Source organism: Tissierella sp. P1 (assembly GCF_002266425.1).
In the GTDB taxonomy this organism is placed as follows: Bacteria; Bacillota; Clostridia; order Tissierellales; family Tissierellaceae; genus Tissierella; species Tissierella carlieri.
The window spans coordinates 26,290-40,549 of record NZ_NPMN01000024.1; the positions used below are offsets into that span (position 1 = coordinate 26,290).

At 31.9% G+C, this 14,260-nt stretch carries 14 protein-coding genes and 1 pseudogene; 3 read left to right on the forward strand and 12 right to left on the reverse strand.

Annotated features, from left to right (window positions below; all coding sequences use genetic code 11):
- Positions 1–83 precede the first annotated feature (83 nt).
- From CIW83_RS15975 to nuoE, 4 genes and pseudogenes are all read right to left on the reverse strand, one after another.
- Positions 84–539: a ferritin family protein gene (locus CIW83_RS15975; protein ID WP_094903012.1), complete on the reverse strand. Its 456-nt coding sequence runs from the start codon at positions 537–539 to the stop codon at positions 84–86.
- Between the two features lie 74 nt (positions 540–613).
- Positions 614–1,549: a 2Fe-2S iron-sulfur cluster-binding protein gene (locus CIW83_RS15980; protein WP_094903014.1), complete on the reverse strand. Its 936-nt coding sequence runs from the start codon at positions 1,547–1,549 to the stop codon at positions 614–616.
- Between the two features lie 16 nt (positions 1,550–1,565).
- Positions 1,566–3,454, reverse strand: a pseudogene (locus CIW83_RS15985) (NADH-ubiquinone oxidoreductase-F iron-sulfur binding region domain-containing protein).
- Positions 3,455–3,470: 16 nt separating this feature from the next.
- Positions 3,471–3,956, reverse strand: coding sequence for an NADH-quinone oxidoreductase subunit NuoE (gene nuoE, locus CIW83_RS15990; RefSeq protein WP_094903016.1), 486 nt, complete (start codon positions 3,954–3,956; stop codon positions 3,471–3,473).
- A gap of 340 nt (positions 3,957–4,296) precedes the next feature.
- Between nuoE and CIW83_RS15995 the strand changes: the two genes are divergently transcribed.
- Both CIW83_RS15995 and CIW83_RS16000 read left to right on the forward strand, forming a co-directional pair.
- On the forward strand, positions 4,297–5,163 hold the full coding sequence (locus CIW83_RS15995) for a DUF4438 domain-containing protein (protein WP_094903018.1): 867 nt from the start codon (positions 4,297–4,299) through the stop codon (positions 5,161–5,163).
- 1 nt (position 5,164) lies between these two features.
- Entirely contained in the window at positions 5,165–5,464 is a 300-nt protein-coding gene (locus CIW83_RS16000) for a DUF1294 domain-containing protein (RefSeq protein ID WP_094903020.1), read from the forward strand.
- Between the two features lie 35 nt (positions 5,465–5,499).
- Here the strand turns inward: CIW83_RS16000 and CIW83_RS16005 are convergent, their stop codons facing one another.
- From CIW83_RS16005 to CIW83_RS16035, 7 genes are all read right to left on the reverse strand, one after another.
- Positions 5,500–5,670, reverse strand: a complete 171-nt coding sequence (locus tag CIW83_RS16005) for a zinc-ribbon domain-containing protein (protein ID WP_094903022.1) — start codon at positions 5,668–5,670, stop codon at positions 5,500–5,502.
- A gap of 169 nt (positions 5,671–5,839) precedes the next feature.
- The gene (locus tag CIW83_RS16010; protein WP_094903024.1) at positions 5,840–6,454 is read right to left on the reverse strand and encodes an acetate uptake transporter family protein; all 615 of its coding nucleotides are present in this window, start codon (positions 6,452–6,454) and stop codon (positions 5,840–5,842) included.
- A 91-nt stretch (positions 6,455–6,545) separates the two neighbouring features.
- A complete protein-coding gene (locus CIW83_RS16015; RefSeq protein WP_094903026.1) occupies positions 6,546–7,223 on the reverse strand; it encodes a uracil-DNA glycosylase in 678 nt (225 codons plus the stop codon).
- 42 nt (positions 7,224–7,265) lie between these two features.
- Positions 7,266–8,432, reverse strand: a complete 1,167-nt coding sequence (alr, locus tag CIW83_RS16020) for an alanine racemase (protein ID WP_201259947.1) — start codon at positions 8,430–8,432, stop codon at positions 7,266–7,268.
- A 274-nt stretch (positions 8,433–8,706) separates the two neighbouring features.
- A complete protein-coding gene (locus CIW83_RS16025; protein WP_094903028.1) occupies positions 8,707–9,780 on the reverse strand; it encodes a glycosyltransferase family 2 protein in 1,074 nt (357 codons plus the stop codon).
- A 168-nt stretch (positions 9,781–9,948) separates the two neighbouring features.
- Positions 9,949–10,863, reverse strand: a complete 915-nt coding sequence (locus CIW83_RS16030) for an exosporium glycoprotein BclB-related protein (protein WP_201259948.1) — start codon at positions 10,861–10,863, stop codon at positions 9,949–9,951.
- Between the two features lie 351 nt (positions 10,864–11,214).
- Complete coding sequence (locus CIW83_RS16035) at positions 11,215–11,790, reverse strand: HD domain-containing protein (RefSeq protein WP_094903030.1); 576 nt, start codon at positions 11,788–11,790, stop codon at positions 11,215–11,217.
- A 291-nt stretch (positions 11,791–12,081) separates the two neighbouring features.
- Here CIW83_RS16035 and CIW83_RS16040 point away from each other — a divergent pair, with 291 nt between their 5' ends.
- Positions 12,082–12,738: an N-acetyltransferase gene (locus tag CIW83_RS16040; RefSeq protein WP_094903032.1), complete on the forward strand. Its 657-nt coding sequence runs from the start codon at positions 12,082–12,084 to the stop codon at positions 12,736–12,738.
- A 48-nt stretch (positions 12,739–12,786) separates the two neighbouring features.
- Here the strand turns inward: CIW83_RS16040 and rsgA are convergent, their stop codons facing one another.
- Entirely contained in the window at positions 12,787–13,818 is a 1,032-nt protein-coding gene (gene rsgA, locus CIW83_RS16045) for a ribosome small subunit-dependent GTPase A (RefSeq protein ID WP_094903034.1), read from the reverse strand.
- Between the last annotated feature and the right edge of the window lie 442 nt (positions 13,819–14,260).

The window sequence follows — 14,260 nt, forward strand, 5'->3', positions numbered from 1 at the left end:
ACGGTACTAAAACATTAAAAAATCATTGGCTATTTTATGCTTTTATATTGATATGCAAAATCTTCTTTTAATGAATTCTTTTGTTACCATACTTCACTATAAGCAACATTAACATAAATATCTTCTAATCTAGTCTTATGCATTTGCTCCATCTTCATAAGTCCAAGAAAAAGCTTTTTCTGATTCTCATCTAAACAAATATTAGATAAATTTTTATACATATTCATAGCTTCTTCTTCATTCTTTATTGCTAAGCCAATAGCATCTGCGAACTTCATTTCCACAGTTAACTTTGGTTTATCTATGGTTTCAGCTAGTTTATAATCGCTAACTTCACTTACTTTTATTTCATCCGCTCCACTATCCAAAAAGTCTTCTAAGAACTTCTTATGTTTTAATTCTTCTTCAGCTAATTCTTCAAAAGTCTCTTTAAGATGTTGATCTTGTACCTTTAAAGCAGCATCCCTATAGAATTCATATGCCTCAACTTCATTATTTACAGCAAACTCTATAATTGATTTAAATTCATGGATTGTCATTATATATCCCCTTCTTATAAATCATATTATTATAAATTAATAGATTTAATATTTTGCTACTAAAATCTTGAGAATTATTTTTCCTCTATCTTCTCTATTTTTTCTATAATATCTGATAATCCAAGAGTCTTAGTCCAGCTAGACTCAACAAATTTTTTACCTATCTTCCTATAAGGCTTATCTGGATTATGGAGATACATTAATTCTGTAGTAAGTCTCCCCTTCAAGCATAAAGGTCTGCCATTAGAAGGTGATTTGGCTCTTACTGCAATGTTTTTATTTTCCTTAGATAATACTTCAAATTCACATCCATATGCACATACCTTACAGCTTACAGTTTTAACCTCTGCTTCCCAAACTCTCGTCTTGCCCAGTAGTCTCTTATCTACTAAAGCTCCTACAGGACATACAGTCACACACCTATTGCAGGATACACATTTTGAGGTTTCAAAGCTTTGATCATCATCTAAAACTATCTGGGTATTATAACCTCTCTTAGCAAAGGCTAAAACTTCTCTTTCTCCCTTTATCTGAGAACAAGTTCTAACACATTTACCGCATAAGATACATTTACTGTTATCTTTCAATATATATGGACTTGAAGTATCTATAAGTCTGGGTCTCATAGCGCCATCATGTTCTCTAAACCTAACATTATATCTATAGGAATATTTCTGTAATAAACACTCTCCTGCTTTTTGGCAAGTCAAACAATCATTTGGATGACTATCTAATAAAAGTTGTAATATATCTTTCCTAGCATTTACTACTCTTTCAGTCTCCGTATTTACAACCATACCTTCTCTAACCTTGACAGAGCAGGAGGTTTCAAGTTTTTTACTGCCTTCTATTTCAACTATACATAATCTACAGGCTGATACCACTTCTAGATTAGGGTCATAGCAAAGAGCTGGAATCTCTATGTTAAGTTCTTTTGCAGCTTGGATTATAGAATAGTCTTCAGGCACCGTGATCTTTTGTCCATCTATAGTAAGTGTTACATATTTCATCACTTTACCTCCTTCTCTATCTCTTAATTACTGCTCCAACAGGACATACTGTCATGCAATTACCACATTTAATACATTTATCTGTATCTATTACATGTCTTTCCTTTACCTTTCCATCGATGCAGGAAACAGGACAGTTTCTAGCACATTTAGTACATCCAATACATTTATCTGTAATATAGTATTCTAGAAGTGCTTGACATGCACCAGCAGGACATTTCTTATCTCTTATATGAGCCTCATATTCATGTCTAAAATATTTCAATGTAGTTATTACTGGATTAGCAGCTGATTGCCCAAGTCCACATAAAGAGGCAGAGCTAATTGTTTCAGATAGGCTTTCTAGTCTTTCTATATCTCCTTCTTCTCCCTTGCCTTCAGTAATTCTTTCCAAAATCTCAAGCATTCTCTTTGTACCTTCTCTGCATGGTACGCATTTACCACAAGATTCCTCTACAGTAAAGTCAAGGAAGAACCTAGCAATATCAACCATACAATTATTTTCATCCATTACAACCATTCCGCCTGAACCCATAATGGAACCTAATGCACCTAAGGATTCAAAGTCTACTGGCACATCTAAATATTCAGCTGGTATACAACCACCTGAAGGTCCACCAGTTTGTACAGCTTTAAATTCCTTACCATTTGGTATCCCGCCGCCAATATCATATACGATTTCCCTAAGAGTCATACCCATTGGTATTTCAACTAGTCCTGTATTTTCAATCTTTCCACCTAAAGCAAAAACTTTAGTTCCTGGAGATTTTTCTGTACCAATATTTCTAAACCATTCTACTCCTTTTTGAAATATTATTGGTACATTTGCAAGAGTTTCTACATTATTTATAATAGTTGGTTTCTGCCATAAACCTTTATGAGCAGTTCTATTGATTTTAGTTCTTGGCATCCCCCTTCTTCCCTCTATGGATTCCATAAGAGCTGTACCTTCACCGCATACAAAGCTCCCGCCCCAAGTCTTAATTCAATATCAAAATTGAAATCTGTACCTAATATATTTCTACCTAATAGTCCGTATTCTCTCGCTTGCTTTATAGCTACTTCTAATCTTTGTACAGCTATTGGATACTCTGCTCTAACGTAAATAAAACCTTGTTCTGCACCTACTGCATAGCCAGCTATAGCCATAGCTTCCAGTACAGAGTGAGGGTCTCCCTCCAGTATTGATCTATCCATAAATGCACCAGGATCTCCCTCATCTGCATTACAGATTATATATTTTTGATCTGCATCATATTTATATGCTTCTTCCCACTTTCTCCCTGCTGGGAATCCTGCACCACCTCTACCACGTAAATTAGAGTCCTTCACAGTCTTTATTACTTCTTCTTGAGTCATTTCTGTTATTACTTTTGCTAGCGCTGAATATCCATCAAGTGCTATGTATTCTTCTATATCTTCTGGGGCTATAACTCCACAATTTCTAAGTGCGATTCTAGTTTGTTTTTTATAAAAGTTAACTTCGCTAACAGGTTTAATCTTATCCTCCACATAGGATTCCTTAAATAATCTTCTTTTAACTATATGACCTTTTACTATATGCTCTTCTACGATTTCCTCAACATCTTCTAATTCAACATGGCTATAAAATACACCTTCAGGGTAGACTACTATATTTGGTCCTGATTCACATAGACCAAAACAGCCTGTGAGTATTACTTGTATATCTTCAGATAACCCTTTTTCTTTTACCTTCTCTTCTATTAAATTCTTAATCTTATCTCCATTTGATGAGTGACATCCCGTCCCACCACAAACTAATACATGGTGTTTTTTGAAACCCTCTCTCTCATCAATGAACTCCTTGCCTAGCTCTGACTGACGAAGCTTAATTCTATTTAGACTTTTTTCTTTAATTTCATTTAATTCTTTAATAGTGGTCATCGTCTACACCTCCATATTATCTATATTTATCTAATATTCCTTTTACATCTTCAGGCTTCAATCTACCATATACATCATCATTCACTGATAAAACTGGTGCTAATCCACAAGCTCCAATACATCTGGTGGCCGTTAATGAGAATTTCATATCTGGTGTAGTTTGTCCTGATTCAATACCTAGCTCTTCCATAACCTTATTAAGTAATTCTTGAGATCCTTTTACATAACATGCAGTTCCTAAACAAATTCCAATTTTGAATTCACCTTTTGGTATTAATGAAAATTGGGAATAAAAAGTAGCTACTCCATATATTTCGGATAACGGTACATTTAATCCTTTTGATATCATTTCTAAAACTTCAACCGGCAAATAGCCAAATTTAGCTTGTGCCTCTTGTAGTACAGGCATTAAAGCTCCTTGCTTTTCTTTGTTGTCTTTAATAAAAATCTTAAATTCATCAAGCTTGTCCTTATTCTTCTCTAAATCAAATTTAAACTCCACTTATAGCCCTCCTTTTTATTAATATTACTAAAGAATATACAACAATCAAAAGGTACTGTCCATAGTAATATTTACTATTTTCACCATGCAATATCTGATATTAATATCTATTAAATTTATCTATGTATCCCAATTAGACAATATCATTCTATAATAGTCCATATATTTTGTCAATTTATAAATGCTCATTAATACTGGCGAAACCATCATTTTTCTGAATATATTTGAAACTTTTATATACTTTTATAATAAGTATTTTATAAAAATTATTATTTTCTACATTTCTTTCTATATTTATATAGTATAATTTATTATATATGACTAATAGGAGGTGGTTTTTTTGTTAAAAACTAACAGAGACAAACTAGTAATTCAATCGGTACAGGGTAAAATTCATAGCCCTATAATGGGACCAAGCCCTTATAGAATAAGTGGTGATGGCAGACCTATGATTTTACATGCCACTGGTGGTATTACATACAATTTTCAAATCGGAGATTGTTGTATGGATCTTGTAGGAGACCATGTAGAACCAGGTGTAAGTATTAGAAATGAAGAAGTAGCTGAAAATAGAGCCTTAATGGTTCTATCCTGTGTAGGTAACGAGGCTAGAGTAATATCTGGCGACGCAAAAGGTGCAAAGGGATTTGTTACTGGAATGCATGGTGGAATTGAACATGTTATGATATATTTCCCTCAAGAAGACCTAGAAAAAATGGCTATAAATGACAATATACTTATTAAAGCCCATGGTCAAGGCCTTGCAATTGAAGGTCATGATGATATAGTAGTAATGAATCTTGATCCTAATTTATTTGAAAAAATAGGCATTAAAGAGAATGAAAATGGAGAACTGGAAGTTCCAGTAGTAACTGAAATACCAGCACATCTAATGGGTTCAGGCATAGGTAGTGCTACTAGTTTTAGTGGAGATTATGACATAACTACAGGAGATGAAAAAGCAGTAAAAGAATATGGAATAGATAGACTTAAGTTTGGCGACTTAGTTCTTTTGAAAGACTGTGACAATACCTATGGGCGTCAATATTTAGAAGGTGCTGTAACTATTGGTGTAGTAGTACACAGTAATTGCATACTAGCAGGACATGGCCCTGGTGTTACTGGACTTTTAAGCTGCAAGACTTCTAAGATAAAGGGAATAAAAACTGAGGATGCCAACATAGCTAATTATTTAGGTGTAAAATAAAATGAATCTTATTTCAAATTTTAATAATAGGGAGATCTTTTTATTAATTTATTTAATATCCATAAACCTTATTTCTTTCATATTATTTGGTATAGATAAAAATAAAGCTGAAAAGAAAGAATGGAGAATATCTGAAGCATCTTTGCTTCTTACGTCTACCTTTGGTGGCTCTATAGGTGCTTTAATTGGCATGGTGGTTTTTAAACATAAATTAAGTAAAAAGAAATTCTATATTGGTATTCCTTGCATTCTTGTATTGAACAAGATCATTGAATTAATTATATTTAATAATATCAGATAATAATAATGACAGGGAACTATCCCTGTCATTAATTCTTATCTTCTAAAACCTCTGTTGTTACCTTTTTCTTGTTTTCTTTTTTTCCTACAATCTACACATCTTTGCGGTTCATTATCAAAACCTTTTTCCTTGTAGAATTCTTGCTCTCTTTCTGTAAAAACAAAGTCAGTACCACAGTCTTTACATTTTATTGTCTTATCTGCCATTTCAACATTCCTCCTTTACATTTATTATAAGATTTAAAACAAAATCAAAAATATTGCATAAAAGAGGAAATGTTGTTTGCTCGATTAGTAATCTTCTTAATTTTAAATCTTATTTGATACTAATAGTATAATTCTAATTTTTAAACTATGCAATAAAATTCTTTATATCTTATTTAAATATTCCAAATGGCTTACCTACAGGTAAAAAGGTTTTTCCAAAATGCTCATTTAATACTGATGCACCACAGCCATAGAATGACAATAAGGAAATTATCAATTCTGAATATGCTGCTAATTTATGTGGAAATTCCCCCATAATACCAAAGGAATCAAGAGTTAATCCAATGAATAATAGGTCTATAAAGAAGAATATTAAAAATAATACCTTATGTGTTTCCATAGCACCTATAGTCATAAAAATTGTAAATATTAGATATCCCAAAAATGCAAATCCTAATTGTTTTGTGTCTACACTTGATGCTAGGGCTTGTCCAAATACTCCCATATTTATCATCCAAGATGTAGCAACACCCATCCAAAAGAACGCATAGGCTCCAAATGCAGTCGTACCAAAAGTATTATTTCTTTTTGAATCATTGATACAAGCAAATAATTGAGCAAAAGCACCTAAAAATATTGCCCATGGTATTACAAATGATAAACCTTGTGTAAGACCTAGTTTTTGCGATGATGCCACTAATGTGACCATTGCTAATCCAAATAAGCCCATGGCCGATGGATCTGCATTAACAATTTTTACATTTTCTGTCTGAATTTTCTCCATAAAATCCTCCTTTAAATAATATAATCTCATATATAATACCATGTTTTAGATTTATATCAAGTTATTTTTTTATCATATTTAAAGGATAGATTTAAATATTTTCTATTTGCCAGTCTATGGGCTTTTTCCCTATGGATTCTAAAAATTTATTGGTCTTAGAAAAAGGTTTGGACCCAAAAAAGCCTCTGCTAGCCGATAATGGACTAGGATGAACTGAGGTTATTATATAGTGTTTTGGATTAGTTATAAAAGCTCTCTTCTTAATTGCATTGTTTCCCCAAAGAATAAATACTATAGGATCTTCTCTCTCATTTAGCAATTTAATAATATGATCTGTAAATATTTCCCAACCAATTTTACTATGGGAATTAGCATCTCCAGCTCTTACAGTTAAAGATGTATTTAGTAGCAATACTCCCTCTTTAGCCCATTTAGTTAGAGTACCATTATTTGGTATATAACAGCCTAAGTCATCTTTTAATTCCTTATAAATATTTACCAATGAAGGTGGTATCCTAACTCCTGGTTTTACTGAAAAGCTTAGTCCATATGCTTGATTAGGACCATGATAAGGATCTTGCCCTAATATAACTACTTTAACATCCTTATAAGAAGTATAATGTAATGCGTTAAATATATCATTCATATCTGGATATATAGTTCTAGTCCTATATTCATTAATCAAAAATTGTCTCAATTTTTGATAATATTCCTTTTGCATTTCTCCTTCTAATAAGTCTTGCCAATCATTATTAAATATTTTTTTCATATAGTTTCACCTCTATTTATTATCCTGAGTCAATTCCATATCCTACAATTCTAATAAATAATCCGTTACATTTATTATTTCTTTATTCTTTATATATATTCTAGGCAATCTCTTGTTAAACATACATTGCACGGCTGCTGGAATTTGACCACTTTTATTTGCAACTTCCTCTATGGTAATTTCTTTATCTAAGCTCTTACCCATAAGTATTACTTCATCTCCTCTTTTTACATCTAATCCAGTTACATCTATCATTAATTGATCCATGCAAATTCTACCTACTATAGGAACTACAGTATTATTAACTATACAATTTCCTTTATTGCTAAGTTCTCTACTAAATCCGTCTGCGTATCCTATTGGCACTGTGGCTATCTTTGTTTTCTTTTTAGCTTCATATATAAGCCCATAACTTAATTTTTCTCCACTTCCAATTTCCTTCACATGAGATATTTGAGCTTTTAATGTTAGAATATTTTTAAGTTTTAAAAGTTCTCTATCGGCATTAGGGAATGGATATACGCCATATAAAATAATTCCAGCTCTTACCATATCATAGTTTAAGTCTGGGAAATTCATTATAGCTGCACTATTGCTAATATGCTTTATTGGAATATTTATATCTAACTTCTGTAATGCGTTACAAACATAATCAAATCTTCTTACCTGCTCCATTGTATAACTAGGATCATCATCGGAAGCGGCAAAGTGAGTAAACATTCCCTCTACTTCTATATTATCCATGTTATAAATATCCTTAATATCTTTTATACCATCTTCATTAGGCATAAATCCTAACCTATTCATTCCAGTTTCAATTTTTACATGTATCTTTACTGTTCTATTTAATCTCTTTGCTAACTGAGAAAAAATCTCACCCTGTTCTTTAAGATACACAGTTAAAGTAATATCATTTAAAATAGCCTTTTCTGCTAAGTACTCTGGTGTATAACCCATGATTAATATTTCTGCATCCTTCACATATTTTCGTATATGAAGTGCCTCTGAAAGATGTGCCACACCGAACTTTTTAACACCTTCTTCCATTAGAGTCCTAACTATTTGTACAGCACCGTGCTCGTATGCGTCTGCTTTAACTACTGCCATTAGTTCAGTTTTTTCTTTCAATATACTTCTGATTTCCTTATGATTATGGATAAGATTGTCTAAATCTATTTCCATCCATGCTGGTCTTGTTAGTTTTTCCAATAAAGACACCTCCGTTATTTTAATCCTTTGTATATTAAATTATAATATATTCTATCAAAAATCTATAATTAAAGCTAAGCTTTTTCAGCTTAGCTTTAATTATAGAAACGGGACTTCCTATTCATACTATGATAAATATATAAATAATCTCATCTATAATGTGATTATTATATGTATAGGAAGTCTTAACGAAAATCTATTTGTAAATCCAGCTAATATCATTCTTTACCTCTTATAGCTAAATACTTATTTATATAAATCTATATTTAGTTTCTTATTTACCAATGTTTTTAAAATAACTCCTATTATATTCTACAGCTGGATCATTAGGCTTATATTCTGCTGCTCTATCATTATATTTTATTGCTTCCTCTATGTTTCCAAGCCTCTCATAGCACACACATAATTGTATACATGGAATATATCCCCAATAATCATGTTGAATAAATCCCCAATTATCAATTGGCTTTTCTAATTCTAAAACTAACTTATACCAAAATATGGCTTTTTCATACTCTTTATTACTAAGATAATAATATCCAAGCTGGCAACAAATTTCTGCCCTTGGAGTATCATATTCAAAGCTCTTCAGTAAAGCCCTTAGCATATTTTTTTTATCATTTTTATTATTATAGCAAATTGAAAGATTATGGCAAGCACTTATATTATCTTCTCTCCACCCTTTTTCTGTGTCTAAGAACTTATTAAAGTATTCTATTGCATCATCATATTCTTCATTATAAAACAATTCTCTAGCATAATAATATAGTCCCCTAGGTGTTAAATCTGTTCCCCTTAATATAGCTTTTTTATAGATAGCTATATTTCTACCTCCAACAGTGGGACGTTCTTTTTTGTGAGTTATACAAATATCAGAATTTATTATGTTTCCATTTAATTCTAGATATTCATGAACGGGCTCCATCCACTGATAATTATTTATTCTTTTTAGCAAGCGTTCTCTGAAATATGATAGAGTAATGTTACCATTTTCATCAAAACCTACGTTATATTTCATCATTACTATATCAACATTATGATCTAACTTTTGTTTCAGATCCTTGAACTTCTCTCTATCTCCTTCAAGAATAACATCATCAGCATCTAGCCAAAGGATAAAATCCTTTGTAGCTTTGGAAAAAGAGTAGTTTCTTGCTGCAGAAAAATCATCAATCCATTCAAAATCAAACACCTTACCTGTATATCCTTTGACAATTTCTTTTGTATTATCCTTAGATCCAGTATCTACTATTATTATTTCATCAACGATATCTTTTACGCTATCTAAGCATCTAGATATAACATCTTCTTCATCCCTGACAATCATACATAAACTTATAGTTATCATCTAATCACCTCAAAAACAATTTTCCATTATATAATATGATAAAGTATTTATTTTTGTGATTTATACTAAAATATACATAGGTAACAGCCCCCTTATAGGGACAAAACAAACCGCCGGCTAAGCCGACGGTCATGATTTATAAAGGTCTTCTTACCCAAAAGATGTCTTTTAGATAATTCCAATGCCACCACTTGCCTGACCAGTTAGTGTAGATGCTATATCAATTCCAGCTGTAATTGCAGAAGAGAATACAAGCATCAAACGCATACCTGCTGTGACAGGGAAGCCAATACCACTAATTGAACCTGTGGCAATTGCTCCTACAGGGATAACACCACTAAAGCTAGGAGAAAGTGTAACTGTTGCACCTGGAACTGGTGTAAAAGAGTTGCTTCCAGCTGGTGCAGAATATACTGTTGCAGAAACCGTAGCAGTAGAACCAATTAAACTCAAACCTAGAGTGACGTTAAAGGTAGCAGATAAGGAATCTAATGTTCCACTGCGAGGTACATTGAAGGCTAGGTCGCCTATTAGTGTAATATCAATTGCACCACCCAGACCGGTTACACCTGTTACGTTGGAACCAAACCCCACGATACTACCTGTGTTCAATACTCCACCTAATACAGTTGTCAGCACTGCAGGTGTTACACCAGAAGCGAATGGGATAATAGCCCCGCCTCCCGCTACACCTGTTGCACCTGTCGCTCCTGTTGCACCTGTCGCACCTGTTGCTCCTGTTGCTCCTGTTGCGCCTGTCGCTCCTGTTGGACCTGTTGGACCTATCAGACCTGCTGCACCTGTTGCTCCTGTTGGACCTGTTGGACCTGTCGGACCTGTTGGACCTGTCGGACCTGTCGGACCTGTTACTCCTGTTCCTACTGGACCTGTTGGGCCTGTCGGACCTGTTGGACCTGTTGGACCTGTCGGACCTGTTGGACACCTTAGAACACATTCGCATTCAAGCTTGCATTTATCATGATCTTTTCTACAACAATCATGATCTCTTCTACAGCAATCATGATCTCTTCTGCAAGGGTCACATTTTGATCCATACCAATTATTATAAGCTATATATGACATATTAAATCTCCTTTCTATATTTACAACTACAATGATTTTTTTACACTTTAATATAAAGTGTGTACAATCCAGTAAAAATAGAATTTCTATTCAGTATTTTATTTTATAACAGTTTATTAAATAATTTATCTCTATAATATAATATGAAATACAATATAAAAGGTGTACGTTTTTTTATACAAGCACATGTTATAAAAGAAAGACTAAAAAAACCAATAACAGAGTTAACTAAACTCCATTATTGGTTTTAAAATTTTCTATTGTTATGTTATACAGATTAACTTTTTATATGATAATATAATTATCATTGAGCATAAATATCTAGGCAAAAAGATGCCGATATTAGGGTTTTTAAGAGCTTCTTCCACACAGCGATTCATATATTTCCTTAGCCTGACTCAGTTTGGGCAATAGTGGTTTATAGCGTTGTTCCGAGTGAGCTAACAAATCTGCTTTCTGAAAACAAAAAAGGTATGATATAAGCTCATCTCCTACTAGATTAATAGATTCTTTCACACCTTCCACCGTGGGCAAAATTTGATAATCATGATATTTAATAAGTTTACATACCTTATTTATAAAATCTTCCTCATATCCTAGTCTTGCTAAAATTAAGTTTGCAATTATTTCACTTACCTCCTCATGTCCTTTAAAACTATCAACATTATTAATAACAATTTTTTTATAAGGTTTACCTATATCATGTAAGAGTGCCGTTACCTTCAAAATCAAATCAGAATCTACTCTGTTTACAGTCTCTAATATATGATCGAATACATTATAAATATGAGCAGGAATATTCTGTTCACAGTCAACACAAATAATAAGTTCTGGAATGATTCTAAGAATTTCATCTTTGTAATCCTTTATATCTTTGTTTGAACCAAGTATATAGTTTAATCTTTCTCTATCTACTGAATATGTCATAATATTTCCCCCTTTAATAAATGAATCAATATATTAAATATCCTTCTCTGCATTTAATAATATTAGCCTATATTATATAACCTAATAACCTAAATATATATTTTTTAAATTAAAATAAAAGTATAATTTTCATTTTTTAAGATTCCTTTAAAATGTAGACAGTTCATCTTATAAAATAGATTAACATATTTTTTAAACTTTTCATAGATAATGGGTATAATAATATAAAGGGAGGCGAGATATGCAGGGTTTTATATTTTAAATCTAGTTTATTCAAAATAATTAAAAGGAGTGGGATGTATCGAAACTGATAGTGAAGATTCAGACATTGATCATGACCCTACTATTTATCTAAGAGAAAATTTTAAATTATCTCATGAGTCTAACCCTTATACTAAAGAAATATTTATAGATATCTGCCAAGAGATAAATGGTGCAGAAATTATTATAGGTGAACTAAAGGGTCATTTTTTCAACTTATGTAAGCTTTATGATGATAAACAATTAAATAATATCATCTCTTTAATTCATCAATACGATGAAGAAACCTTTGATATTTGCAATAGTTTAATAAAAGAAACATCATGTTATAAAATGGGCTGCGAAAACATCTATCACCTAGATCGTTTTTTCATTTTTCCTCAGTATAGGGGTAGTGGAGTTGGACGGCATGTATTAGATACCTTTGAAAAAAATATAGATTTATTTATGGAGAATAATGTTAGATATATAGGACTTTTTCTTGACCCCATTACTGATAATTTAGAATATGATTCTATGGAATCAATGAGTAGAGAAGAAAGGGAAAAAGCCGTTAAGCACTTGAAACTTTTCTATTCATCTTTAGGCTTTGTAGAGATGAAGACTAATCCAAATTATATGTATTTAGATTTAAATCACCTAAATCTATACAAACGAAAACTTTCTTATGAAGTAATATATCAGTAAAACCAGCCATTCTAGCTGGTTTCACTTTTACATATCTCCTTTATTCTATCATCTTTTCTTTGATAATTTTTCTTTCTTCCTAAGATTTAACTGTTCCTTTCTAGCGGCAAACCTAGCCTCCTTCTGGAGCTTTATATAATTATTCCATCTATCATAGGAAAGTTCACCGCTTAGTAGTGCTTTTTTAATAGCACATCCCGGCTCCTTACTATGACTACAGTCTTTAAATCTACATAATCTACTTAATTCTTCTATCTCTGAAAATGTAGTGTCTAATCCATCCTCAATATTCCAAAGTGCAAGCTCTCTCATACCAGGAGTATCGATAATCATAGTTCCGTTGCTTAACATAATCAATTGTCTATGAGTTGTAGTATGTCTTCCCTTGCTATCATCTTCCCTAATATCATTGACCTTCATAATATTCTCACCAGATAAGGCATTTACCAGAGAAGATTTACCTACACCCGAAGATCCTAGAAACACTATAGTTTCTCTTGGTTTAAGATATTCCTTTAACTCTTCTATTCCTTCTCCTGTTACTGAACTAATATAGAAAATTGGTATTCCCATAGCAATATTATCTACTTGTATACTATATTCTTCAATATCATCAACTAAATCTGATTTCGTCAAGATAACTGCTGGATTCGCTCCACTCTCCCATGCAATTGAAAGATATCTCTCAATTCGTTTTATATTAAAATCATGGTTTAAAGATGAAATTATAAATACATGGTCAAAATTCGCAGCGACCATTTGCTCCTTCTCATAATGTGAATCATATCTGGAAAATTTACTTTTTCTATCTAATACATGATGGATTATATCCTCTCCATAAGGATTTTTTTTAACTAAAACAAAATCACCTACAGCAGGATATATACTATATTTATCGTTATAGAATGTTGAACCCTTGAGCCTTGCTCTTTTTTCTATATTATCATACATTATTGTATACATCTCTTTGTGTACTTCAGTTATTCTTGCTGGTACAAGATCATCTTTATCTCCATTAATTAATTCTATTTGGTTACTAAAATAATTTGTAAAACCATAGTTTTCAATACCTTTAATCATTTAATTCCTCCAATTTTATTAATTTTATACTTGTAACATTAAAGTTATATTCTTTTTCATAAAACATCACTCCTTTTAATTCCTTAAAAATGGGCATAAAAATACCGCAGACAAAACCATCCATGGATATCTACGGTAATATTATTTAATTATTATTAGATTTAAGTAGATGTGAAGGGTTGATTTCTACGGCACAAGGTAACTTTATTGCACAACAAAATAACATACCACTAATCATTAATTCCTTGGCCCATATTTGATTTTATTGAACAATCTCCATTATCAATTTTATCATATCACATCGACTCCTTACTATTTACATATTTTAAGTATATATCTGCCAAATATTGTTGTCAAGACATATTTGAAATGATATCAAAGTTTTATTATCTTTATTTTCTCATTGTTTCTATCATCATTTTGAAATCCGTATTATTATAGA

Excerpts from the sequence above, each read along its gene's own strand:
- CIW83_RS15980 (WP_094903014.1), bottom strand. The coding sequence starts at position 1,549 with ATGAAATATGTAACACTTACTATAGATGGACAAAAGATCACGGTGCCT.
- CIW83_RS16035 (WP_094903030.1), bottom strand. The coding sequence starts at position 11,790 with ATGACATATTCAGTAGATAGAGAAAGATTAAACTATATACTTGGTTCA.
- CIW83_RS16025 (WP_094903028.1), bottom strand. The coding sequence starts at position 9,780 with ATGATAACTATAAGTTTATGTATGATTGTCAGGGATGAAGAAGATGTT.
- CIW83_RS16010 (WP_094903024.1), bottom strand. The coding sequence starts at position 6,454 with ATGGAGAAAATTCAGACAGAAAATGTAAAAATTGTTAATGCAGATCCA.
- rsgA (WP_094903034.1), bottom strand. The coding sequence starts at position 13,818 with ATGATTAAAGGTATTGAAAACTATGGTTTTACAAATTATTTTAGTAAC.
- CIW83_RS16000 (WP_094903020.1), top strand. The coding sequence starts at position 5,165 with ATGAATCTTATTTCAAATTTTAATAATAGGGAGATCTTTTTATTAATT.
- CIW83_RS15975 (WP_094903012.1), bottom strand. The coding sequence starts at position 539 with ATGACAATCCATGAATTTAAATCAATTATAGAGTTTGCTGTAAATAAT.
- CIW83_RS16030 (WP_201259948.1), bottom strand. The coding sequence starts at position 10,863 with ATGTCATATATAGCTTATAATAATTGGTATGGATCAAAATGTGACCCT.
- CIW83_RS16015 (WP_094903026.1), bottom strand. The coding sequence starts at position 7,223 with ATGAAAAAAATATTTAATAATGATTGGCAAGACTTATTAGAAGGAGAA.
- CIW83_RS16005 (WP_094903022.1), bottom strand. The coding sequence starts at position 5,670 with ATGGCAGATAAGACAATAAAATGTAAAGACTGTGGTACTGACTTTGTT.